We start from the raw sequence: 22,273 nt of genomic DNA, 5'->3' as shown, positions 1-22,273 counted from the left end.
CAGCGGCCTGGTTTATGCGGCAGTCTGGGGCTGACGCTTGTGGGCCCAAAGCATGAGGATGGCGCCGGCAATGACCATGGGCAGGGACAAGAGTTGCCCCATGGTGAGCCAGCCATAGGCCAGATAGCCGATATGGGCGTCGGGTTGGCGGCCGAATTCGATAATGAAGCGGAAGGCACCGTAGCAAATCAGGAACAACCCTGACACCGCGGCGGTGGGGCGGGGTTTGGCCGAATACAACCACAGGATCACGAACAGCGCCACCCCTTCCAGCAGGGCCTCGTAGAGTTGCGAGGGGTGGCGCGGCAACGGACCGGCATGGGGAAACACCATGCCCCAGGGCAGGTCGGTGGTCTTGCCCCACAACTCGCCGTTGATGAAATTGCCGATACGCCCGGCCCCCAGGCCCACCGGCACCAGCGGCGCGAGAAAGTCCGTGACCTGAAAAAACGCCAGTTTGAGCTTGCGGCTGTACAGCCACATGGCCACCAGCACGCCGATCAGCCCGCCGTGAAACGACATGCCGCCCTGCCACACCTTGAGTATGTTGAGCGGGTGTTGCGCGTAATTGGCGAAATCGTAAAACAGGATATAACCCAGTCTTCCGCCGATCACCGCGCCCAGCGCGCCGTAAAAGATCAGGTCGGCGACCTGTTCCGGTTTGAAGGGGGTATGCGCCTGACGGGCACGCACATGGCCTAGCCACCAGGCGGCGGCAAAGCCGACCAGATACATAATGCCGTACCAGTGGATTTTCAGGGGACCGAGGGAGAGGGCGACCGGATCAATATCGGGGTAAGTCAGCATAGGCGGCTAGTATATCAACAGACTCAGCTGAGTGTGACGCGGCAGTAGCGGGAACGCCGATTGATGTAGGCATGCGCGGTGAACTTTCCCCGGTAATCAGCGACTTGAACGGCATCGCCGGGGCCGAACCGGTGCCGCGGCGAGTACTTTGTGTCGACCTCCTTGCTGAACGCCCAGAGCTGTCCGGCGCGCCGGCGGTGCGCTTCGTGTTGGCCTAATCTTGGTTGCGCAGGGGTCATCGGGGCTCAATCCGCCTGGTTCGGGTGCGCGGCATTATACTCCTGCGGCGGCAGCCGATGGGATTGCGGCTTTATTTTGGTGCCTGAAAGCAGGATAATAGCGCGCTATTACGCGTATCAAATCACGGTTTCATACAATATATAAGGAATACGGTCATGTATAACGGAGTCACGGTCACTCAGTTCATTATCGAAGAACAGCGTCGTCTGCCGGGGGCAACAGGCGACTTTACCTCCCTGCTCAACGATATCGTCACCGCCTGCAAGGTCATTTCCAACGGGGTCAACAAGGGCGCGCTGATCGGCGTGTTGGGCACGGCCGAGAGTGAAAACGTCCAGGGCGAAACCCAGAAGAAGATGGATATTATCGCCAACGACGTGGTGATCAAGTCCAACGAGTGGGCCGGCCATCTGGCCGCCATGGCCTCCGAGGAAGAGGACGACATCTATCCCATTCCGGCCCGTTATCCCAAGGGTAAATACCTGCTGCTGTTCGATCCGCTGGATGGCTCGTCCAACATCGACGTCAATATCTCGGTGGGCACCATCTTCTCCATCCTGCGTTGTCCGGACGGCGTCACCGAGCCGACCAAGGAAGACTTTCTACAGCCCGGCACGGAACAAGTCTGCGCCGGCTATGCCCTGTATGGCCCGTCCACCCTGCTGGTGCTGACCACCGGCAACGGCGTCAACGGCTTTACCCTGGATCGCGACATCGGCGAGTTCATTCTCACTAATCCGAATATGACGGTTCCCGCCGATACACGCGAGTTCGCCATCAACACCTCCAACCAGCGTTTCTGGGAAGAACCGGTGCAGCGCTATGTGGATGAATGCCTGGCAGGCAAGGAAGGAGCGCGCGGCGAAGAGTTCAACATGCGTTGGGTGGCCTCTATGGTGGCCGAGGTGCATCGTATCCTGACGCGCGGCGGTATTTTCATGTACCCGAAAGATACCAAGGACCCGAGCAAGGCCGGCAAGCTGCGGCTCATGTACGAGGCCAATCCCATGTCCATGATCGTGGAACAGGCCGGCGGGGCCTCCAGCACCGGGCGCGAACGCATTATGGAAATGAAGCCCAACGACATCCATCAGCGCGTCCCCGTTATTCTCGGCTCCAAGAATGAGGTGGAGCGCGTCGTGTCTTATCACAAAGACTGAGCCCCTTACCCGCAACGCGTTGCAGAGACCCGGTTCACCCATACGGTGAGCCGGGTTTTTTCTTTTGTAGAGCCACCGTTTGGGCTTCGTTTGAGAATGATTACAAAAATTGTAACAAGCACTACAGGGCTATATTTGGTATAAATGAAAGACGTGCCGCCGCGCCGGCACCGGCAAATTGATTAGTAGCACACCGAAACAAGGATGGACCGGTGAATTTGATCAAGACGATGTTTCCAGCCGCAGCGGGCAGGCCTAAATCCTCAGGTCATCGCCACCGACCGTACTTTTCCCTCCGGTCATTAAATTCCCCAAGCGTTTCATCCAACCACCCAAGCGCATCCAGCTACCCGATCTGGTTGACACTATTAGTCACCGCTGATGAAACGTTATGAAATTATTAAACCTTAATGTGAATCGCCCGATATGAGTCCAGGGTGGATTGTAAAAAGCGAGAGATTCCAATGGATTCTGTTACACAGGTAATAGACACGCCTGCGCCTGCGTCCGTGGCGGCGCAGCCGTTCACGTACGCCGATTTGATCGTCAGCTATCTGGTTCAGATCGACGTTGAATACATTTTCGGCATCCCCGGCGGCGGTATCGAACCGCTGTATAACGCCTTGGCGCGGCATTTGCGCCGGCCGGCGGAGGATGCCACACGACAGTTGGCGGTTAACAGTCTGGTGCCCATGCGTCAAAGAGACATCAAACCCCATATCAAACCGATCATCGCCCGTCACGAAGCCGGGGCCGCCTTCATGGCCGACGGCTATGCACGTGAAACAGGTAGACTCGGCGTTTGTTGTGCCACCACCGGGCCCGGTGCGACCAATCTGATTACCGGGGTCGCTTCGGCCTACGCCGACCGTACTCCCATGTTGGTCATCACACCTCAGACGGCGCTGCCGTTTTTCGGTAAAGGCGGGTTCCAAGAGTCGTCCAGCGATGCCATCGATATTGTCGGCATGTTTGAACATTGCACCCAATACAACGCCCTGGTGTCTCACCCCGATCAGCTTGAAGGAAAGCTATATACCGCCCTACTCAATGCCTTTCGCCGGCCACGTGGACCTGTCCATCTCAGTATTCCGATGGATATCCTAAATGCACCGGTCAAAGGCGATACCTGTGGTTACCAAGTGGCTCATTTGTTTCGCCAACCGCGCTCCATGGATGACGAAGCCTATCAGGCTTTGGTCAGCGCAATAGGGCAGTCAAAAAAACAGGTGCTGTTTTTAGGTGGAGGATGTCGCCATGCCATAGACATCATTACATCCTATGCAGAATTGACCAATACGCCAATTGTTACCACTCCATCAGGCAAAGGCTGGGTCAATGGCTATCACCCGCTTTATCGCGGTGTATTCGGTTTTGCTGGTCACCCCAGCGCATATGAAACGCTTGCCACCGAAGATGTCGATCTGATTTTGGCAGTGGGCACAGCTATGGGGGAATTGTCCACCAGTGGTTGGGACAAACAACTCATGAGTAGTAAACTCGTGCATGTTTCGGCTTCGCCAGAAGATTTTGCTCGTACGCCTATGGCGTGCCTGCACTTGTCAGGGGATGTCAGGACTATCTTCGCCAGCCTACATAAAGATCACATCTTAAATACTACCGACCGTAAAAATGCCATTTGCCCGATGGCGCGCCAGGAATTCAAGCAGACAAGCACCGACTATTTACCGGGCCAGGTAGAAGTCTATGAACCGGAAACCGTTGCTGATACAAGCTCACCGCTCAAGCCGCAACGCCTAATGAGTGAGCTAGCTCAACGCTTTCCCAGAGATACTCGTTTTGTCATCGATACCGGTAATGCGTTTTCTTGGGCTACCCATTACCTGTTTCTGGATAACGTCGGTGTACAGCGCAGCAGCTTCACCTTTGGCGCTATGGGATGGGCCGTTGGCGCAGCAGTTGGCACGGCATTGGGCAATGCCAAACATCCCGTGGTCTGTATCACCGGTGACGGCAGTTATCTGATGAGCGGCCAGGAGTTAAGTGTCGCCGTCACACATCAGCTAGCGGTGATTTTCGTCATATTTAACGACCAGGCACTAGGTATGATCAAACATGGCCAGCGCCTAAGCGGCGCCGAGGCGATCGGCTACGACTTACCCCCGGTTGATTTCGCCATGATGGCTAGAAGCGTGGGCGCGCAGGGCTATACAGTGCGCACCCTACACGATTTGCAGCGCATCGATATCAAGAAATTATGCCAAACCGGGCGCCCGGCATTGCTGGATATACATATAGATCCGGAAGCCTTACCACCCATGGGAGCCCGGGTTAACACACTAAAAAGGCAGCAGAATAGAGCGTGATGAATGAGACTAGTAGATTCTTGCGTAAGCCAATGTGCTGCTACTCTGAGGCGCGGAACCATTAGTGGGGGTCATCCACTAGTGACGACGAGGACGTGAATGCCTAATATCAAAGTTACTGCAATTGCTACCGTGGCTTCGTTGTTGTTGGTGCCTTCTGTACACGCGCAGCAGCTAGCCGCGGTCGAAGAAGACCTTATGCTGCTTTATGAAGACGAAGAAATGATTAGCATCGCGACCGGGACCAGCAAACCTATCCACTTGGCACCTTCGGTGGCCAGCGTTATTACTGCGAAAGAAATCAATGCGATGGGGGCGCGTACTCTAGATGAGGTCCTGGAAACGGTTCCGGGCGTACATGTGTCTAAGTCGTCGATTCGCAATAGCAGTATTTTTTCCATTCGCGGTATCCATACAGATTGGAATCCGCAAGTGCTTCTACTTGTCAACGGCTTGCCTTTTAATGATCTCATCACAGGCTCACGACCACCATTGTTTCGTCTGCCGGTAGAAAATATTGCCCGTGTAGAGGTAATTCGGGGTCCGGGTTCAGCGGTGTTTGGTGCCGATGCATTTGCAGGCGTCATCAATATAATTTCCAAAGACAGCGCCGATATCGATGGACTGGTCGCAGGTGCACGCACAGGCTCCTTTGATACGCAAGAGACTTGGTTGCAGTATGGCGGCGAATTCAATGGTTGGGCAGTTGCCGGAAGCTTCGAGTATAGCACCAGCGACGGTGACCACGACCGTATCGTCACCTCGGATTTCCAGACCACGCTAGACACTCAATTCGGTACCGACGTTAGTCTCGCGCCTGGACCATTAGAAACACGATACGACTTATTGAATACGTCCGTCACGTTAACACGGGAAAAATGGTCGATTTGGTTCAATAGTTGGGTTCTAAACGATGCTGGTGTCGGACCTGGTGTGGCTCAGGCGATCGACCCGGCGGGCGAACAAGAGAACGACCAGTACACACTGGTATTGGACTATACGGACGACGATCTGACTGAAAGCTGGCTACTGGAGACGCGCCTTTCATATCGTGTTCTTGATCAACAATCTACGTACCGAATTCTACCGCCGGGAGCTGTTGTGCCGATTGGTGCAGACGGAAATTTGTTCACACCGCCCAGTTGCAGTTCACCTCCATGTCTAGTGACTTTTACAGACGGGGTCTGGGGTAACCCGGGTGGCCAACAAACCGAAACGCGTTTCGAAGTGGCCGGAATTTTTGAAGGTTGGCAGGACCATCGCTTACGACTTGCGGTTGGCGCCGACCATGATGAGTTCGAGCCTGTAGAGACAAAGAACTTCGGTCCAGGTGTTATTGATGGTTCCGTGAGCCCGATCGATGGGGGGCTATCAGACGTTACCGATACTCCTTATGTTTTTGTTCAAAACGCGTCGCGTACTGTGCGCTACTTGTCGTTGCAAGATGAATGGCGGGTCGGACGTGACTGGGAACTAACCGCAGGAATTCGCCACGATGATTACTCTGATTTTGGTCAAACCACCAATCCCCGTTTGGCTTTGGTATGGGCGACTGACTATAATCTTACAACTAAGCTTCTTTACGGGCGCGCTTTTCGAGCACCGAGCTTAACGGAACTATATTTTGAAAATAATCCGGTAACAATTGGTAATCCCGATTTAGAACCCGAGACCATCGATATGATTGAGTTGGTCGTCGACTATCGCCCGTCTTTCGATGTGGAAACCATATTCGGTTTATATGCGTACGAGGCGGACGACTTGATTGAATTTGTGAATGGCACAGCACAGAACAGCCACAACCAGAAAGGCCACGGGCTTGAATTCGAAGCCGAATGGCATGCCAGCAATGAATTGCAGATAAAAGGAAATTTCGCCCTGCAGTACTCCGAGGACGCCAATAGCGGCGCCGTGGTTCCCAATGCCCCGCGGCGGCAACTGTTTGTCGCAGCCGATTGGCGCATGATCGAAAGATGGTCACTGTATGGCCAGGCAAATTGGGTAGCCGACCGCACGCGTGCGAGTACAGACCCTCGCCCTGCAATTGACGACTATACTACGGTGGATCTGTTTCTCAGACATCAACCGGATAACCGCCACTGGCAGTTTGGCCTCAGCGCCAAGAATGTATTCGATGAGGATGCCCGTGAGCCCAGCGACGGGACCATTCCCGGTGATTATCCCCTTGAAGGGCGCAGTGTTTTTTTGGAAGTGGTATTTCATATACGTTAGTTCGTGGGCTCGTATCCATCAAGAGGCTTTGCCTTAAGCAGGGCTCAGAACATGAAATATATGCGTGTAATTTATGGGTTCTCGATATAACAAGGGGGTAGTAATAGCACCATGCGACGCCGTTTTCCAGCATTGGCTACGCTGCTGGGGATGTTCTGTTCGCCTTCCTATGCATTGACCTTCGCCACCCATGAGAGTGAGCTGAACCTCTACTATCCCTCGGAAGAGATCGTCAGCATCTCCACCGGCACCTATAAAGCTATTCATCTGGCGCCCTCCGTGGCAACCGTGATCCGCGCCGATGAGATCAAGGCCAGCGGCGCCCGCACCCTGGCAGAGGTGCTGGAAACCGTCCCCGGTCTGCATGTTTCGCTTTCATTCGCTCGCAACAGCAGCATCTATTCCATTCGCGGAATCCACACCGATTGGAATTCACAGGTATTGTTGCTGGTGAATGGTATTTCATTTAACCAGCTCATCACTGGTTCCAGACCCCCCTTGTTCCGGTTGCCGGTGGAAAATATCGCCTTGATTGAAGTAATCCGCGGACCGGGCTCGGCAGTATACGGAGCGGATGCATTCGCCGGCGTGATTAATATTATCACCAAGGAAAGGCTGGATATCGACGGCCATATAGTCGGTGTTCGTTTTGGCTCCTTCGGAGCCAGAGATGGGTGGATTCAGTACGGCGGCGAGCTAGGCGGCTGGGATATCGGTCTGAGCCTGGAATATATCAGCAGCGACGGAGATCGAAGCAGGATTATCGAGAGCGATTTTCAAACTGATCTGGACGCGCGTTTTGGCACGAATGCCAGTCTCGCGCCGGGCCCATTAGATAGCCGTTATAAACTATTGAACAGCTCAATTAACCTCGAGAAAAAGAAATGGTCTTTTTGGCTTAACGCCTGGAATCTCCAGGATGGTGGAGTCGGCCCGGGTGCGTTCCAAGCACTGGATCCGGCCGGAGAACAGGAAAATGATCACTACACGTTAGCGATAGGCTATAAAGATGACGAATCGTTTGAGGATTGGCGATTGAATTCGAGCGTGTCCTACCGCGTTTTCGATCAAGAGGTTCGCTATCGGATACTCCCTCCAGGGACCGAGGTGCAGGTCGCGGCAGATGGAAATTTGTGCATTTATCCTGGCTGTGTACCTGTCGGTACCGTTCGTTTTACCGACGGCGTGCTGGGCAATCCGGGCGGCGAACAAACTGAAATCCGGCTGGAGGTCGCTGGGCTGTATGAGGGATGGCATGGCCATCGTCTTCGAAGCGCTATCGGCATGGATCAAGATTCGTTTACAGCCACTGAAACGAAAAATTTCGGGCCGGGCGTTATAAACGGCAGCGAAAGCTCAATCGACGGCACATTGACCGATGTCACCGGTACGCCGTACATATTTGTGAAACAGCGTTCCCGAACCGTGCGTTATCTTTCATTACAGGATGAATGGCGATTCGCCGCTGACTGGGAGATGACCGCGGGTGTCCGGTATGACAATTATTCCGACTTCGGTGAAACCATCAATCCTCGTCTTGCCTTGGTTTGGAAACGCGATTATTTCCTGACAACCAAGTTGCTTTACGGTCGAGCGTTTCGCGCGCCCAGCCTGACCGAACTTTATTTCGAAAATAACCCAGTGGTGGCAGGAAATCCTGACTTGGAGCCCGAGACCATCGATATGATTGAGTTGGTCTTCGATTATCGGCCGGGTCCCCGGCGGATCGCGATCCTGACGCTTTTCACATACCATGCCGACGAGCTGATTGAATTCGTCAACGGGACAGCGCAGAACACTCATGCGCAGAATGGCCATGGCCTGGAGATGGAGGCGAAATGGTATGCAACCGACGCATTGCAATTGAAGAGTAATTTTGCGCTCCAGTTTTCTGAAGATGCACAAGACGATACAGTGATCCCCAACGCGCCGAGACGGCAATTGTTTTTGGCAGCGGCTTGGCAGCCGTCTCTTCCATGGGTATTGTATGGGCAGGCCAATTGGGTAATGGATAGAAGTCGGGCCAAGGGTGATCCACGTCCTCCTATCGCGGATAACTCGACGGTTGATCTGGCCGTACGTTATCAGCCTTTAAGTAACTACTGGGCGTTCGGTGTGAGTATAAAAAATGCTTTTGATGCGGATAATCGCGAGCCAAGCAATGGCATCATTCCCGGCGATTACCCGTTGCCCGGGCGGAGTGTTTTCCTAGAAGCGGAGCATCGATTGAGAGAATGATTAAATCAGATAAGCCTTCAGCGCAGGTGCAGCGGCGCGATGATATTTACGCCGAGCGCACCGCTACGCGGATATGGCAAGAACTGCCATCGGCCGAAAACCCCTATATTGCGGCACAGTGTCGCTGCCATGGGTATGATCTCCTAGAGCTTGTTCAGAAGCGCAGCTTCGCTGATATGCTGTATTTACTATTCCGTGGCGAACTCCCGACGACCGCAGAGGCTCAGCTGCTGGACGCGTTGATGGTCGCTTTTATCAATCCCGGCCCGCGCCATCCGGCTACCCGAGCCGCCATGAACGCAGGCGTCGGCAAGACCGATCCCGCCTTGATATTGCCCATTGCTCTGACGACTTTGAGCGGCACACATAATGCGGCGGGGACTCTCGAAGAGGCGATGCGATTTCTGCGTAAGAACCAGCGTAAGCCGGTTGAAGATGTATTGCAGCTATTAATGGCCAATCCTGATCGTCCGGACGAAGGCGATTGGCATATCGCCCCTGGCTTCGGTAGTTATTACAACGGCATAGATCTGATCAGTGCAAGCATTGCCGACCACCTGGCGCAGATGCCCGCCGCCAGCGCTGCTTTGCACTGGGGGCAGCAGTTTGCTGCTGGTTTGGCAGAGCACGGAATGGGCTGGTTGGCAACAGGTGTGGTGGCGGCCGCACTGACTGATCTGGGGTTTCCTCCCCGTGCCGCCGCGGGTGTATATCAAATCATCAGCGCCCCCGGGCTTTTAGCCCACGGCGCCGAGTTGGCCAACAAGCCACTGACGGCGATGCCTTTTATTTCCGATGAGGACTACATCATTGAAAGCGATTAACGACACATCTTTTTGGGATCAGCGCCGAAACAAGATTTTCAGCCGGAAAGGAGGGTGGAAGATTGGTAAAGCCGTGTTAAATCATGGCTATTCTATGATGGATGATCTGGTCGGGAATGTTTCGTATATGCAGGTAATGATGCTTAACTCGCTCGGGAAATTGCCTGATAGGCGCCTTGCTGATTGGATGGAAGCGTTTCACATATGCCTGAGTTGGCCCGACCCTAGGATTTGGTGTAATCACATTGGTGCCTTGGGTGCTGAAATGAAGGTATCTGCTGTGGCCGCAACCAGCAGTGGAAATATGGCAATGGAGTCACGGGCCTATGGATCGCATACTTTGATTGACGGTGTAAACTTCATCCAGAACGCGCTCAAAGAATATAAGTCAGGAGTGTCGGTTGAAGAACTCGTAAAAGCAGCAAGTCAGCGGGTCGGTGCAACGCCGGTGATTACCGGATACGCCCGACCTATTGCCAAGGGCGATGAGCGAGTCGGTGCGATGGAGAAGGTTACGGAGGAGTTGGGTTTTGAAATAGGTGAACATCTCGCACTAGCGTACAAGGTTGAGGAGTATCTAAATGATCATTTTAGCGAAAGTATGAATATAAACGGGTATGTATCCGCATTCCTATCAGATATCGGATTTACTGCAGAACAAGTGTATATAAGTTGTTCGACATTAGTGGCGAGTGGCGTAACTGCATGCTATCTAGATGCTAATGCAAGAACGCCCGGATCATTCCTTCCTTTAAAGTGCGATGATATAAATTACGAAGGCAAGGAACATAGATCAGTACCCGAACAAACAGCTTAGATATAGGAGTGTTTTCATGCAAAATATATTGATCACCGGTGGGAATTCAGGAATTGGGTATGCAACCGCGGCATTAGCAAAGGCACGCGGATATGATGTCACGATAAGCGGACGAAATCGTGAGGCTGTTGCTGTAGCAGAAGAAGCCTTAGGTGTTACTGGTATCGTAGCTGACATGCAGAAGACAGATGACCTACTGCGTTTGGCTGATGCCTTTGCTAGCACTGGATTAAATGCGCTAGTCAATAATGCAGCGGTAGCGAAATTTATGCCTATTACCGCACATACGGACGAGGACTATGACGTTTTTTTCAGTACAAATATACGTGGCCCGCTTATGTTAATCCAGTTCCTCGTGCCCGCACTCGCTCAACGATCTGGTGCAATAACCAATATTTCTTCGGCTGTCACTAATAACGGGCTGCCGAATGCATCACTTTATGCTGCTACAAAAGGTGCAATGGACGGATTTTCCAGAAGTCTAGCCGTAGAGCTCGCGCCTCAAGGGATACGTATGAACTGTGTTTCTCCAGGGGCTATCGATACTCCCCTTATATCCAAGCTAGGGTTATCAGAGGAACAAATTGAAGCTGTTCGTGCGCATCAAAAGGCAACAATACCGTTAGGGCGTTTCGGAACGCCTGAAGAAGTTGCTCATGTCATCCTTGCCCAGCTTGAAGCCAAGTATGTAACAGGTGCAGTGTGGCATGTTGATGGTGGAGTGGATTCAATTTAGCTTTACGGTCGAATTCGTTGTTCGTAGGATGCATTGCATCGATGGTTCGTCGCCTAGGAGCCGCTTTTTATATGTTTTTTGTATGTGTTCAGGCAACCGCCCACCCATTTACTCATCAATCCATATTGGCTTAATAAAACCTCTTTTGCTATTGTGAAGTGATAACGATGGCTACGCGCTTTGGTCTGGCTGCAGGCGCGGCTATGGTAGCTGATAACCCTACAGATCAATCGAATATTAGTGGTGGCGATGTCACAGCAATGCACACTTACGCAGATCTGATTATCAATTATCTTTATACGCTTGGTATAAGGCGGATATTCGGTGTGCCTGGGGCCGCCATTGAGCCCCTATTCGATGCACTTGCTCGTCATTCCCGCTATCATCCCGACGGTATCAAGCTCGTTATCACCAGGCATGAGTCCGGTGCAGCCTTTATGGCCGCCGGCTATGCCAGAGAAACAGGCAGTCTGGGAGTATGCTGTTCAACCACGGGTCCCGGCGCCACAAATCTCGCTACCGGCGTCGCCTCTGCCTACGTGGAACGAAATCCAATTTTGGTAATTACGCCACAAACGGCGTTGCGCGATTTTGGCCGCATGCCCTTACAAGACTCCTCCGATGCGGGTGTGGATATTGTCGGCATGTTTTCCCATTTGACTCGATTCAATACCCTCGTCTCTCATCCGGCCCAGCTCGAGGGGAAACTGATAAAAGCGATATCGAAAGCCTTTCAGGCGCCACAGGGCCCGGTCCATATAAGTATTCCCAAGGATATTCTTGAATGTGAATGTGCACATCACCAGCCGAGCTATGAAATTGAACGGCTGATTCAACCCAGAGCCGTTATCGATGATACAAGTTATGAAAAACTAGTAGAGATCGTCGAGAAGGCAAAAAAAATCGTAGTTTTGGCCGGCGGTGGTTGCGGCGGGGGAGCAATAAATCCTATTGCCGAGTTTGCGGAAATCGTGAATTCAGCGGTCGTGACAACGCCTTCCGGAAAAAGTTGGATGAACGCCTATCACCCGTTATACCGTGGTGTTTTCGGTTTCGCCGGTCATGACAGCGCACGCCAAACTCTGTTGGATCCGGAAATGGACGTATTGGTTGCGGTCGGCAGTAGGTTGGACGAGTTGTCAACATCCACTTGGGACAAATTAGCATTGCTAAACTACAAGCTGGTACATATCGACTCCGTGGAGGACAATTTTTCTCAGTCACCGATGGCGCGGCTGCATGTCTATGGCGATGTGGCGATGATTTTTAAAAAACTAACTGATGATATTAAGGTGGCGATAAGCGCCGAAGTATGTCGTGAAAAGAGCCCTCCACTGACTTTTGCTACACACGGTGGGTTAAGTTTCCCAATGAAACGTTATCACGAAAACAAGCTTACACCGGACACCTTGTCGTTACCTTGGGATCAAGCTGCCGTAAAGCCACAGCTGCTGATGCAACAGCTTGGCAAATCATTGCCGCAAAATGCGCGAGTTGTCATTGACACCGGTAATGCATGGAGCTGGGCCATCCATTATCTCCATTTAAGAAGTAGCGGTAGTTTCCGAATTGGTATCGCTTTCGGCGCTATGACTTGGGCGATTGGTAATGCTATTGGTGTCGCCTCTGCAACTACTAATGGCCCTGTGGTGGCGATAACAGGGGACGGTTCCATGTTGATGAGCGGACAGGAGATTACAGTGGCAGTTGCTGAGCGTCTGTCCGTTGTGTTTGTTGTACTAAATGACGAAGCTTTTGGCATGGTTAAGCATGGGCAGCGGCTAACTGGCGCCGAGCCTATCGGTTATCAATTACCGAGAGTCGATTTCGCCGCCGTGGCGCGCGCCATGGGTGCGGAAGGGTTCACTATTCGCAATCGACAGGAACTTGATCAGTTTGATTTTGGGCGGGTATTATCCACCAGCGTCCCGACAGTGCTCGATGTCTATATTGATCCCGAGGAGCCCCCGCCGATGGGTGTTAGAGTTAGCGCCCTTGATCGACGGCGTAAGCGGCGTGGGACCACGACTTCAAGACGCGCGTCCGACAATGTCGACGCCACCTCGTAGCAGACCGATCAAGTGCAACTGGATGCCAGAGCGCTTATGGGCGCAGGCTTGCTGATCGCATACCCTTGAGCGTAATCCACACCCAGCATGCACAGCTCATCAATGATGTCGTCGGTCTCGACGAATTCGGCGATGGTCTTAAGGCCGAATACGTGCCCGATCTCGTTAATCGATTTGACCATGGCCTTGTCGATGGGGTCGATCATAATATCCTTGACGAACATGCCGTCGACCTTGAGATAGTCGACAGGCAATGCCTTGAGATAGGCGTAGGACGACATGCCGCTGCCGAAATCATCGAGTGCGAAGCTGCAACCGAACCCACGCATGGTGTTTATAAAGTCGGAGGCATCATGCATGTTGCGAATAGCGGCGGTTTCGGTGATCTCGAAACAGATCTTCTCAGCCGGTATGTTACGCGCCTGAATTTCATTTTTAACGAATTCAGAAAACCCTTCATTACAGAACGACAGTCCTGATAAGTTTATTGAACACATTTCAAGCGCGTCCAAGCAGCGCCGGTTTTCCGACAGCCACTTCATGACCGAGCTTATCACCCACTTATCGATTTTGGGCGCCACGCTGTAGCGTTCAGCGGCGGGCAGAAAAAACCCGGGAGTAATCCAGTCATTTCCCTCATCTTTCATCCTGATCAGGATTTCTATGTGCTTGTGCTTTTCTCTATCGCCTTTGAGCGCCATTATCTCCTGAAAGAACAGTGAAAACCCTTCGTTCTCCAGAGCGTGGTTGATTTTCGATACCACGTGCATCTCGCCGCTACGGCGCACCAGCTCCTGGTCATCGATGTGGTACAAATGGACACGGTTGCGGCCTTTTTCTTTGGCGACGTAACAGGCGTTATCGGCCATGCGCAAGGCGTCGTTGGTATTGGCGATTTCCGAGGTCAGTGACACAACCCCGATACTGGCGCCTATGGCAAAGGTCTTGTAGTCATAAACGAATCGGTATTCCTGGATCTCTTGGCAGATATCTTCAGCAACGCGCGTGGCGCGCTCGATAGGGCAGTCCGACAGCATGAGCACAAACTCATCGCCGCCGAAGCGTGCCAGCACATCGCTGTCTTTGCGGATTTTGTTTAGAATGATCGATGAAATACGTTGCAACAGTTGGTCGCCGGCGATATGACCGCAGGTATCGTTCACCACTTTGAATTGGTCGAGGTCGATATAACAAAGCGCATGCACTTCATCGCTCTGGGGCAACTTCTCGATCACCGTTTCCAGATAGTCCTCGAAGGCGGCGCGGTTAGTGAGTCCGGTTAGCGCGTCGTGCTTCGCCTGGTAGTCGAGTTGGCGGGCTAATTCATGTTCCTCGGTGATGTCTCGAAACACCATAACCGTGCCGATGATTTCCTCATGTCGGTTCTTGATCGGCGAGGTGACATGGTCGAGCTTCAACTTGGCGCCATCGCGATCCATGAAGGTGACATCCTGTGTGCCATACAGCGTCGACTGGTTATTTAAGGTGATCTCAACGGGATTGGTGGCGGCCTGATTGCTGTCGTTGAAGCAGCGCAATATGTCGCGAAATGGTTTGTTGCGGGCGTGCTCAAAACTCCAGCCGGTGACGTGTTCCGCCACCGGATTCATGAATTCGATTTCACCCTTGGCATTGGTGCGGATAACGCCGTCGGCGATGGACTGCAGGGTAATTTGCGCCAGCTCCTTTTCCTGGTAAAGCGCCTCCTCGTGGGAGGAAAACTCCTCGTTGCTGACGATGAAGTCTTCGCGCTGCACGGCGATTTCACATACTTGTCGAAGCTGGTCGGCGCGAAACGGCTTGGAGATGTAATCCACGGCCCCGTCGATGATCAGTTCGGCGGCGCGCTCGGGGGTGGACTGTGCGGTCATCATCACTACCGATTGGCGCGGTGATTCCTTGAGGATTTCCTTCAACACATCGTTACCGGCCATCTCGGGCAGCATCACATCGAGTAGCACCAGGTCGTGTCGTTTCTCCGTCCAGGCCCGCAAACCCTGCTTGCCGGTAGTCGCGACGTCGATATCGAAACGGCTGCCGAGCACACGCTTAACCAACTCCACCGTGTCGAGGTAATCCTCCACCACCAGTAGGCTTGATTTTGGCACGCCGGGCTTTTCCTGGCGCAACAAGTCACTGAGAATAGACGGCAGGGTGTGAAATTTCTCAAAGGGAATAAAACGATTCACCTGGAACGCCTTGGAGGTCGCTTGGGCGATGCGTTCGCTGAAACCGTCGGAGATCATGACGATGGGGACGTGGAGTTTCACCGCAAGGGCGCCGGAGCGTATGATCCGGGCGAAGCGCCAGCCATCCACGGGTTCGAGATCGACGGCGCTGACGATGGCGTCAACAGGATGATCAGTAAGCAGGTTTATGGCCGCCTGACTGCTATGCGCGATCGCCAGATTGCTGAATCCGGCGCCCTTCAATACCTGTTTGATTGCGCTTCCCTGCTCCCGATCGAGCGTTACGATCAGTATATGTTGATTCATCTTCGAATCTCCCTTTCTCTTCCTTTAGAGTTATTATCCTGCCGGACCACCATGGTGCGTTTCCGCCGAATCGAAGGAATTTGTAGTGACTACAAGATCGGCTTCCGTTTTAGAACCTTTAATCGTAGGGAATCTGCACATAAAATCGAGTTCCCCGGTTTGGCTCACTGCGTACCTTGATGTTCCCGTTCATTAAATGACAAAATTGATGGGTAATGGCCAGTCCCAGGCCGGTACCCTGATAGCGCCGCGTATGGCCTCCGTCAATCTGGTAAAACGGCTCAAAGATGTGGTCGAGCTGGTCTTGGTTCATGCCGATGCCATTGTCCTCCACTTTAAACTCGAGCAGCTTGTCGTTCTGCGTCATGCTGAAAAGTATGGTGCCGTTATCGGTGAATTTGGCGGCGTTGCCCAGCAGGTTGAGTAATACTTGGCGCAGCTTGTCGCCGTCCACGTAGACCACCGTCTTGATCAGCCGTCGCTCCAGCTTGAGCGTGTTCTGGTTGGGCGTGATGAGAGGCTTGATAGTCTCAATCACGCCATCGACCAGTTCGTCGAGATTAGTCTCTTGTTTAGTGAGTTCGATGCGCCCGGCCTCGATTTTCGACATATCCAGTATTGAATTGATCATGTGCAGCAAACTTTCCGCATTTAGTACAATGGTGTCGATATCTCGGTGAATCTCGGCCAGCTCGGCTGGCAGGGTTTCCAGAATCAGGTCGCTGTAACCGAGGATGGACTGCAGCGGTGTACGCAATTCGTGACTGACGTTGGAAAGGAAGTGGGATTTGTTGCGGTTGGCGCGGATCGCCATGTCACGGGCGTAGACCAGATCGCGGGTACGCTCCTCGACTTCGTATTCCAGCAGTTCGTTGTGGCGCTTCAACTGCGCCTGGTGCCGGGCCAGCGCCTCAATCATGGTGTTGTAGGCCTGGGCGATTTCAGTGACCTCCCGCGGACCCTCCAGGCTGGCGTAGGCCTTGACCACATCGCCTTCCTTGGCGCGGCCCATGACGGCGGCGAGCTTGTCCAAGGGCGTCACCAGGCGATTAAAGCTGAGATGGAGTATGGCGAGCAGCACCAACGCGAACAGCAGGCCGATGGCCAGATTGTTAATGATGGCCGCAGTAAAGACCTGGCCGATCTTTTCCTTGCTCTTCCTGACCAGCACGCGGCCGACCAGCTCCTGCTGTTGTTCGGTGTCGAGCAGCAAGGGCGATTGATCCGCCGCTTGTTCTTGTTGGATGAAGACCGGCGCCCCGAACAACCAGTAATCCAAAGTTTCGTTCACCAAGGTCACTCCTTCGCTGAGTGCCGACAGGTCGTAGTCCACCGACGGATCACCCTTAACCAGCAACACCCCGCCGTTGATGTCGAGGATGGCGACCTGCTCGATAGCGGGAAAGCCCATCGCGGCGACGGTGGCCTCTTCGGCGTTTTCCGGGCTGTCGTAGATCAATGCCAACACCGACTGTTTGGCCAGGGATTCGGTCACCTGCAGGCCGTTCTCGTACAGCTGGCCCTCGATATGGACCTTGGTCACCCAGGCGGATGAGACGGCACCGGCCAGGCCCAACGCCAGGATGCCCAAGGTAAAGATCGTGGTCAGCTGACCGCGAAAGCTCTTCGTCTTGGATTGTGCCGATTGCCTGTTCATACTCTTGAGTGTCCTCATCTCAAGGGATAGATGAGGTCGAAACCTTCAAGTTGATCAGTGGAGTAGCGTAAGCCCAAATGGGACGCGGTACGCTCGTTCACCGACACCTTGAGGTTGGTCAGGGGTAGCAGCAGCGGCTGCTCTGACTGGATGCGCTGCAGACTCAACTCCGCCAGGGCGTAACCCATGTTGTGATGATCGGGGTACAGGGCGAACAGGGCCCCGCGTTTGGTATGCGACGGGTTGTTGGAAAATAGCACCACGTTCTGTTTCCAAGCCGCCTCTAATACCATGGGCAAGACGGTTTGATCCGGCATCACTTTGTCGAGCAATAACCAAATTCCGTCGGATGGGCCGCGCACCTGATTGAGGACATCGCGCATGCGATACACCGCGTCGCGCACATCTTTGGCGGCCAGGGCAATCAGCTCGATATCGCGCTTGTCAGCCTCGCGCTGGGCCAGGTCGATGAGCCAGCCACTGTTTTGATCGCCATACACAGTGAACACCCGTTTTACCGTGGGCGCAATGATTCCCAGATGGGAGAAGAATTCGGCCGGGGAACCCGCCAGGCTGATGCCGCTTTGCCCTTGGGGCGTCATGATCATGCCGCCGTGGATGACGGGCAGCCGGTCGTCGAATTGCTGCGCGATGTCATAACTGGAATGCCCCAAAGCGATCAGTGCGTCGGCTTCGCCGGCATCGATGGCCCGCTGAATATCCTCCTCGTCGGTGGAATTGGTCAGAGCCATAGTGGTTGGCGTGACGCCGTCATGAGACGCCACACCAGCGACGATCTCGGCAAAGACACGGTCATAGGCCGCGTTGATCTTGGGAACCAGGATGAGCAGATTGGCGCTGGTTTCAGCGGCCCCGGCCGACGTAAACATCCCCAATAAAACGATTAGCAGAGTGGCAATGAAGCGAATCATGCGTCCCTTCTTAAAAATTTTCATCCGGCCTGATGCGGTCGCCGGGCGATCATGCCAAAGCACGCGCCGCGTCCATCTTACATGGTGATGCCGACCACCCTGAGTGCCTGTTTAACGACATCGGTGGCATCCATTATCATACGAATGGCGACGGCATAATCACCCTGCATCGCCTTGCCGCGTGCCTGCTCCGACATCCATTTTGCCTTTTCGCCCAGTTTAATCATGGTCTGTGTCGCCATTTCGTTCGGTCGTTTGGTTTCAATGGCCACCGGGATCAGCTCTTCATAGCCTTGATAGCGGCGCAACTCGTAAAAGTATTCTTTTTCCGGCGTACCGATGTCCAGCTCGATGACCAGTTGTTTGTGATTGAGCATGCCCCGTAAGGCGCTGGTAACGATGGACTGGGCCTCGGTCAAACGCGTTACGGCCTGTTCATAATCACCCGCCTTCGCATCCCTATCGGCCAGCGCCAGAAGTTTATTAACCTGGCTGTGATCGGGTTCAGAGGCCTGCTTCGCCTGTGCGGCAAAGCGTTCCCGATTGGCCGCCTGGGCGTAATTGAATTTTTCCAGGCCGCGGCGCAGTTCTTCATAACGCGCCTTGTGTCGGGCAGTCTCTTCGGGGTCTGCGGGGAGTTCGCGCACGGCGCTCATGAGGGTCTCCAGCGCCTGCTTGGTGAGCGCGTCGGCCGTGTCATTGTCGCCGCCGGCGATGGCCTCCCGGGCCTGGGCCAGCATGGCCTCAATCCGACCGCGGATGGCGCCGTCAGGGTGTTGCGCCAGGCGTTGGCCGCTGCGTGAATCGAGCAGTTTGCCGAGGTAGTCCAGCCGCAGCGCGGCATCGGTGGAATGGCTGACATCGCGCGGCGCCGCCGCAAAGGGAGTGGCCACGCCGCCGAGCAGCATGAGTGAGAGCGTCCAACCGGCGCAGATTTGGTGCAAAGGCATATCAACGTCCTCTATGACGACTATTGAGCAGGTGGAGCGGTGAACAGGTCACGGTTATTTTGTTGTTGCTGCATCAGCTTTTTGAACGCTTCCATGCTCATGCTGGGTTTGGAAAACGCGGGCATGATGACGCGGACGGCGTCAGGCACCCGTTCTGTGGTCCCGTCCTGGTAATGGACCTGCACGTGATAGCTGCCGACAGCCAGGCTTTGCGGCAGCGGAAATTGGATCTCGGCCAGGCCGCGCGTCCGCTGTTGCAACAGGGGCAGGGGACGCAGCGCGGTGATGGTCTCCGCACCGCTGAGATAGGCCACGCCTTGGTGATGGGTGATCTGAAGGCCAGGGGCCAGCAGCGGGTAGCGCGTGGCGATGCGCACGTGTTCCGGGCTACGGTTGTCGATGCTGATCAGCGCCGTGTCGGTTGCGGCCAGCAGACCCTGCTCGCCCACGGCGAGCGCGCGGATGGTCGAGTCCAGTTCGATGTCGCCCAGCCGTTCCAATGGGAGTTTGCGTTGCAGAGTGATAATGCTGTGCCCCGCGGCGACGTAGAGCAGGCGGCCGTCCCCGCTGATGTGCTGGGCCCCGCCGGCGAGCTCGAAGACCGTGACCGACTCGAATCGCCCCGCCGGCGTTTGGCGTAACACCTCCACGCCGCGAGCGGTGGCCAGATACAGCAGGCCGTCGTCCAGCCACAGATCATTGGCTTGAATGGCTAGGCTGGCCAGTCTGCGCGGCGTCGCGGCATCGCCGATATCGAGGGCGATCAGGCCTGCGCGACTGTCGCTGAGATAGGCGTACTGCGCGTCCGCTACCACGGCGTTCACCTCGCCCGGGCTAGCGTAACTGCCCAGCCAGCGAACATTGAAGGGATTGGCGATGTCGACGATGGCCAGGCCGCCATCGCCGGCGGCGACATAGGCGCGCTCCCCGTGCAGCGTTACGTGGCGTGCCTGGCCGGGAAAGCTGACGCCGGTGGTCCAGGTCGGGTTGAGCGGGTTCTTGATGTCGAACACCTGCAGTCCGTTGCTGCCGTGGGCGACGAAGCTGTAATTGCCGCGCGCGGCGATGTCGTGCACGAGCCCGCGGTTATGATACCCGCCCGCCGCCTGCGGCCGGCGCGGGTCGGAGACGTCGATGACGCTGACCCCGCCCCACCAGTCCATGACATAGAGGTACGCGCCGACCGCTTCCACACCCCAGGCGGCGCCGCGGGTGTCGTAGCCGCCCAGCCGCCGTGGCTGGTGCAGATCGCTGACGTCCACCGCCTGCACCCCGGCCAGCCAGCCGGCGACGTACAGGGTGTCGTCCACCAGGTCCAGACCGCGGCTGTTGCCGGGCAGGGGCAGGCGACTGACAGGCTGGGGCTGGGTCGGGTCGGAGACATCGACGATGTGCACACCGTCATTGAAAAAGGCGACGAAGGCGATGGTATCGCGTACCACCACCTCCTCGGCGGCGGCGCCGGTGAAGTACTGACCGATCAGCTCGGGTGTGCTCGGATCGCTGATATCGAACATGAGCAGACCGCTGTCGTCATCGGCCACATAGGCGATGTCGCCGTGGATCTCCATGGACCAGGCCTTGCCCTCGGTGTCATATTCGCTGATCAGCTGCGGCGCGCTGACGTCGCTGACGTCGATGATCTGAAAGCCGCCGCGGTGGCTGGCCAGATACAACTGGTCGCCCACCAGCCGCGGGGTATAGGCCAAGCCCTGGGTGAGCAGGGTGGAAATCTGCTTGGGGTCGAGTGGATCACTGACGTCGATGACCTGCAGGCCATGATCGTCGTCAGCGACGAAGGCCACCCCGTCGCGCACCACGATGCCCTTGGGCGAGCCGGGGGTGGGGACGCTGGACAGCAGCTCGGGCTGGCGCGGCCGGCTCAGGTCGTAGATGTGGATGCCGGAGAACCAGTCGGCCACGTAGGCCAGACCATTCTCTATATAGACGCGTCGCTCGCCGCCCAGATTGACCCCCTGGCCGAAGTCCAGGCCCTGGTTGCTGAGCTGTGGCGTCTCCACACTGATATCGACCACCTGAATGGCGTCCGCGCTCAGGGCGAACAGCCGCCCACCGTGCAGGGCGATATCCAGCACGACGCTGTCGCTGCGCCAGGCGCTGAGCGTGGTGGGTTCGGCAGGGTTGTCGGCGTCCAGCAGATAGACCACCCCGGTATCATTCAAAATAGCCGTGCGGCGGCCGTTGGCGGACACTTTTATTGCGTACCCCAAGTTTTGATGACTGCCCAACCATAGAGGCTGCTCGGGATTTTGCACGTCCAGCACCGTGAGGCCGCCCTGGCCGGCGGCGACGAAGGCCAGTCCCTCGCTCAGCGCCACATCCAGGGCCGGGGTGCTGGTGACATAGCCGGCCACCGGGGTGGTGTGGCGCCAGTCATGCTCCTTATAGATCTGCAGGCCGCCCTGCTCGGCGGCGACAAAGTCGTAACGGGCGCTGCTGGCGTGGCCGCGCTGGTTGGCGAAAAACGCGATGACCTGGTTGCTGGCGTCGCGCAGATAAAGGCCGTTGTGGCGCCGCAGGATCTGGTATTCGGGATGCGGGCCGTCGAGCGCGAGGTGTTCCAGCACATACGGACTGCCCGGCTGCAGGCTGACCGATTCGACTGCATCGGGGGCGTCGAAACGCAGTGTCAGTTCCGCCGCCTTGCCCACCGCGACGCGGTTCGGCTCGACGCTCACCGCGGCGTGCAGGGGGGTATTGAGACCCGCCGCCATCAGGGCCAGCAGCAGGGGGCGTCGAAATGTCTTGGCGGGCATGATCAAACGTCT

Annotated in this window: 14 protein-coding genes; 8 read left to right on the top strand and 6 right to left on the bottom strand. The window is 55.2% G+C overall.

The annotated features are described in order from the left end of the window. Window positions 1–12 precede the first annotated feature (12 nt). Window positions 13–807 carry a prolipoprotein diacylglyceryl transferase gene (locus tag Tel_14350; protein ALP54225.1) on the bottom strand — a complete coding sequence of 265 codons (795 nt, stop codon included), beginning with the start codon at window positions 805–807 and terminating at the stop codon, window positions 13–15. A gap of 395 nt (window positions 808–1,202) precedes the next feature. Between Tel_14350 and Tel_14345 the strand changes: the two genes are divergently transcribed. The 8 genes from Tel_14345 to Tel_14310 all read left to right on the top strand — a co-directional run bounded on the left by Tel_14345 (window position 1,203) and on the right by Tel_14310 (window position 13,450). After that, the gene (locus Tel_14345) at window positions 1,203–2,207 is read left to right on the top strand and encodes a fructose 1,6-bisphosphatase (protein ID ALP54224.1); all 1,005 of its coding nucleotides are present in this window, start codon (window positions 1,203–1,205) and stop codon (window positions 2,205–2,207) included. 464 nt (window positions 2,208–2,671) lie between these two features. After that, the gene (locus Tel_14340) at window positions 2,672–4,534 is read left to right on the top strand and encodes a hypothetical protein (protein ID ALP54223.1); all 1,863 of its coding nucleotides are present in this window, start codon (window positions 2,672–2,674) and stop codon (window positions 4,532–4,534) included. A 99-nt stretch (window positions 4,535–4,633) separates the two neighbouring features. Beyond that, entirely contained in the window at window positions 4,634–6,766 is a 2,133-nt protein-coding gene (locus Tel_14335) for a hypothetical protein (GenBank protein ID ALP54222.1), read from the top strand. Between the two features lie 150 nt (window positions 6,767–6,916). Continuing rightward, on the top strand, window positions 6,917–9,004 hold the full coding sequence (locus Tel_14330) for a hypothetical protein (protein ID ALP54221.1): 2,088 nt from the start codon (window positions 6,917–6,919) through the stop codon (window positions 9,002–9,004). Then, the gene (locus tag Tel_14325; GenBank protein ID ALP54220.1) at window positions 9,001–9,828 is read left to right on the top strand and encodes a citrate synthase; all 828 of its coding nucleotides are present in this window, start codon (window positions 9,001–9,003) and stop codon (window positions 9,826–9,828) included. The genes Tel_14330 and Tel_14325 overlap by 4 nt, the downstream gene beginning before the upstream one ends. After that, complete coding sequence (locus Tel_14320) at window positions 9,800–10,645, top strand: hypothetical protein (protein ID ALP54219.1); 846 nt, start codon at window positions 9,800–9,802, stop codon at window positions 10,643–10,645. The genes Tel_14325 and Tel_14320 overlap by 29 nt, the downstream gene beginning before the upstream one ends. A 16-nt stretch (window positions 10,646–10,661) precedes the next feature. Next, window positions 10,662–11,381, top strand: a complete 720-nt coding sequence (locus Tel_14315; protein ALP54218.1) for a hypothetical protein — start codon at window positions 10,662–10,664, stop codon at window positions 11,379–11,381. A 203-nt stretch (window positions 11,382–11,584) separates the two neighbouring features. Next, a complete protein-coding gene (locus tag Tel_14310) occupies window positions 11,585–13,450 on the top strand; it encodes a hypothetical protein (protein ID ALP54217.1) in 1,866 nt (621 codons plus the stop codon). Between the two features lie 8 nt (window positions 13,451–13,458). Here Tel_14310 and Tel_14305 read toward each other — a convergent pair whose 3' ends face one another. The 5 genes from Tel_14305 to Tel_14285 all read right to left on the bottom strand — a co-directional run bounded on the left by Tel_14305 (window position 13,459) and on the right by Tel_14285 (window position 22,267). Then, the gene (locus Tel_14305) at window positions 13,459–15,945 is read right to left on the bottom strand and encodes a hypothetical protein (protein ID ALP54216.1); all 2,487 of its coding nucleotides are present in this window, start codon (window positions 15,943–15,945) and stop codon (window positions 13,459–13,461) included. 118 nt (window positions 15,946–16,063) lie between these two features. Beyond that, entirely contained in the window at window positions 16,064–17,602 is a 1,539-nt protein-coding gene (locus tag Tel_14300; GenBank protein ID ALP54215.1) for a hypothetical protein, read from the bottom strand. A gap of 14 nt (window positions 17,603–17,616) precedes the next feature. Continuing rightward, window positions 17,617–18,558: a hypothetical protein gene (locus Tel_14295; protein ID ALP54214.1), complete on the bottom strand. Its 942-nt coding sequence runs from the start codon at window positions 18,556–18,558 to the stop codon at window positions 17,617–17,619. Between the two features lie 53 nt (window positions 18,559–18,611). Continuing rightward, on the bottom strand, window positions 18,612–19,484 hold the full coding sequence (locus Tel_14290) for a hypothetical protein (protein ID ALP54213.1): 873 nt from the start codon (window positions 19,482–19,484) through the stop codon (window positions 18,612–18,614). Window positions 19,485–19,504: 20 nt separating this feature from the next. Further along, on the bottom strand, window positions 19,505–22,267 hold the full coding sequence (locus Tel_14285; GenBank protein ALP54212.1) for a hypothetical protein: 2,763 nt from the start codon (window positions 22,265–22,267) through the stop codon (window positions 19,505–19,507). Between the last annotated feature and the right edge of the window lie 6 nt (window positions 22,268–22,273).

Source organism: Candidatus Tenderia electrophaga (genome assembly GCA_001447805.1).
GTDB lineage: Bacteria > Pseudomonadota > Gammaproteobacteria > Tenderiales > Tenderiaceae > Tenderia > Tenderia electrophaga.
The sequence above is the reverse complement of the archived record's forward strand: the minus strand, read 5'-3'. Positions and strand labels throughout refer to the sequence as shown.

What these genes read in the sequence shown, in the direction of transcription:
- Tel_14320 (ALP54219.1), top strand. Translation starts at nt 9,800, where the DNA reads ATGAGGACTACATCATTGAAAGCGATTAACGACACATCTTTTTGGGAT.
- Tel_14325 (ALP54220.1), top strand. Translation starts at nt 9,001, where the DNA reads ATGATTAAATCAGATAAGCCTTCAGCGCAGGTGCAGCGGCGCGATGAT.
- Tel_14330 (ALP54221.1), top strand. Translation starts at nt 6,917, where the DNA reads ATGTTCTGTTCGCCTTCCTATGCATTGACCTTCGCCACCCATGAGAGT.
- Tel_14310 (ALP54217.1), top strand. Translation starts at nt 11,585, where the DNA reads ATGGTAGCTGATAACCCTACAGATCAATCGAATATTAGTGGTGGCGAT.
- Tel_14295 (ALP54214.1), bottom strand. Translation starts at nt 18,558, where the DNA reads ATGAAAATTTTTAAGAAGGGACGCATGATTCGCTTCATTGCCACTCTG.
- Tel_14340 (ALP54223.1), top strand. Translation starts at nt 2,672, where the DNA reads ATGGATTCTGTTACACAGGTAATAGACACGCCTGCGCCTGCGTCCGTG.
- Tel_14335 (ALP54222.1), top strand. Translation starts at nt 4,634, where the DNA reads ATGCCTAATATCAAAGTTACTGCAATTGCTACCGTGGCTTCGTTGTTG.
- Tel_14350 (ALP54225.1), bottom strand. Translation starts at nt 807, where the DNA reads ATGCTGACTTACCCCGATATTGATCCGGTCGCCCTCTCCCTCGGTCCC.
- Tel_14345 (ALP54224.1), top strand. Translation starts at nt 1,203, where the DNA reads ATGTATAACGGAGTCACGGTCACTCAGTTCATTATCGAAGAACAGCGT.
- Tel_14315 (ALP54218.1), top strand. Translation starts at nt 10,662, where the DNA reads ATGCAAAATATATTGATCACCGGTGGGAATTCAGGAATTGGGTATGCA.
- Tel_14290 (ALP54213.1), bottom strand. Translation starts at nt 19,484, where the DNA reads ATGCCTTTGCACCAAATCTGCGCCGGTTGGACGCTCTCACTCATGCTG.
- Tel_14300 (ALP54215.1), bottom strand. Translation starts at nt 17,602, where the DNA reads ATGAACAGGCAATCGGCACAATCCAAGACGAAGAGCTTTCGCGGTCAG.
- Tel_14305 (ALP54216.1), bottom strand. Translation starts at nt 15,945, where the DNA reads ATGAATCAACATATACTGATCGTAACGCTCGATCGGGAGCAGGGAAGC.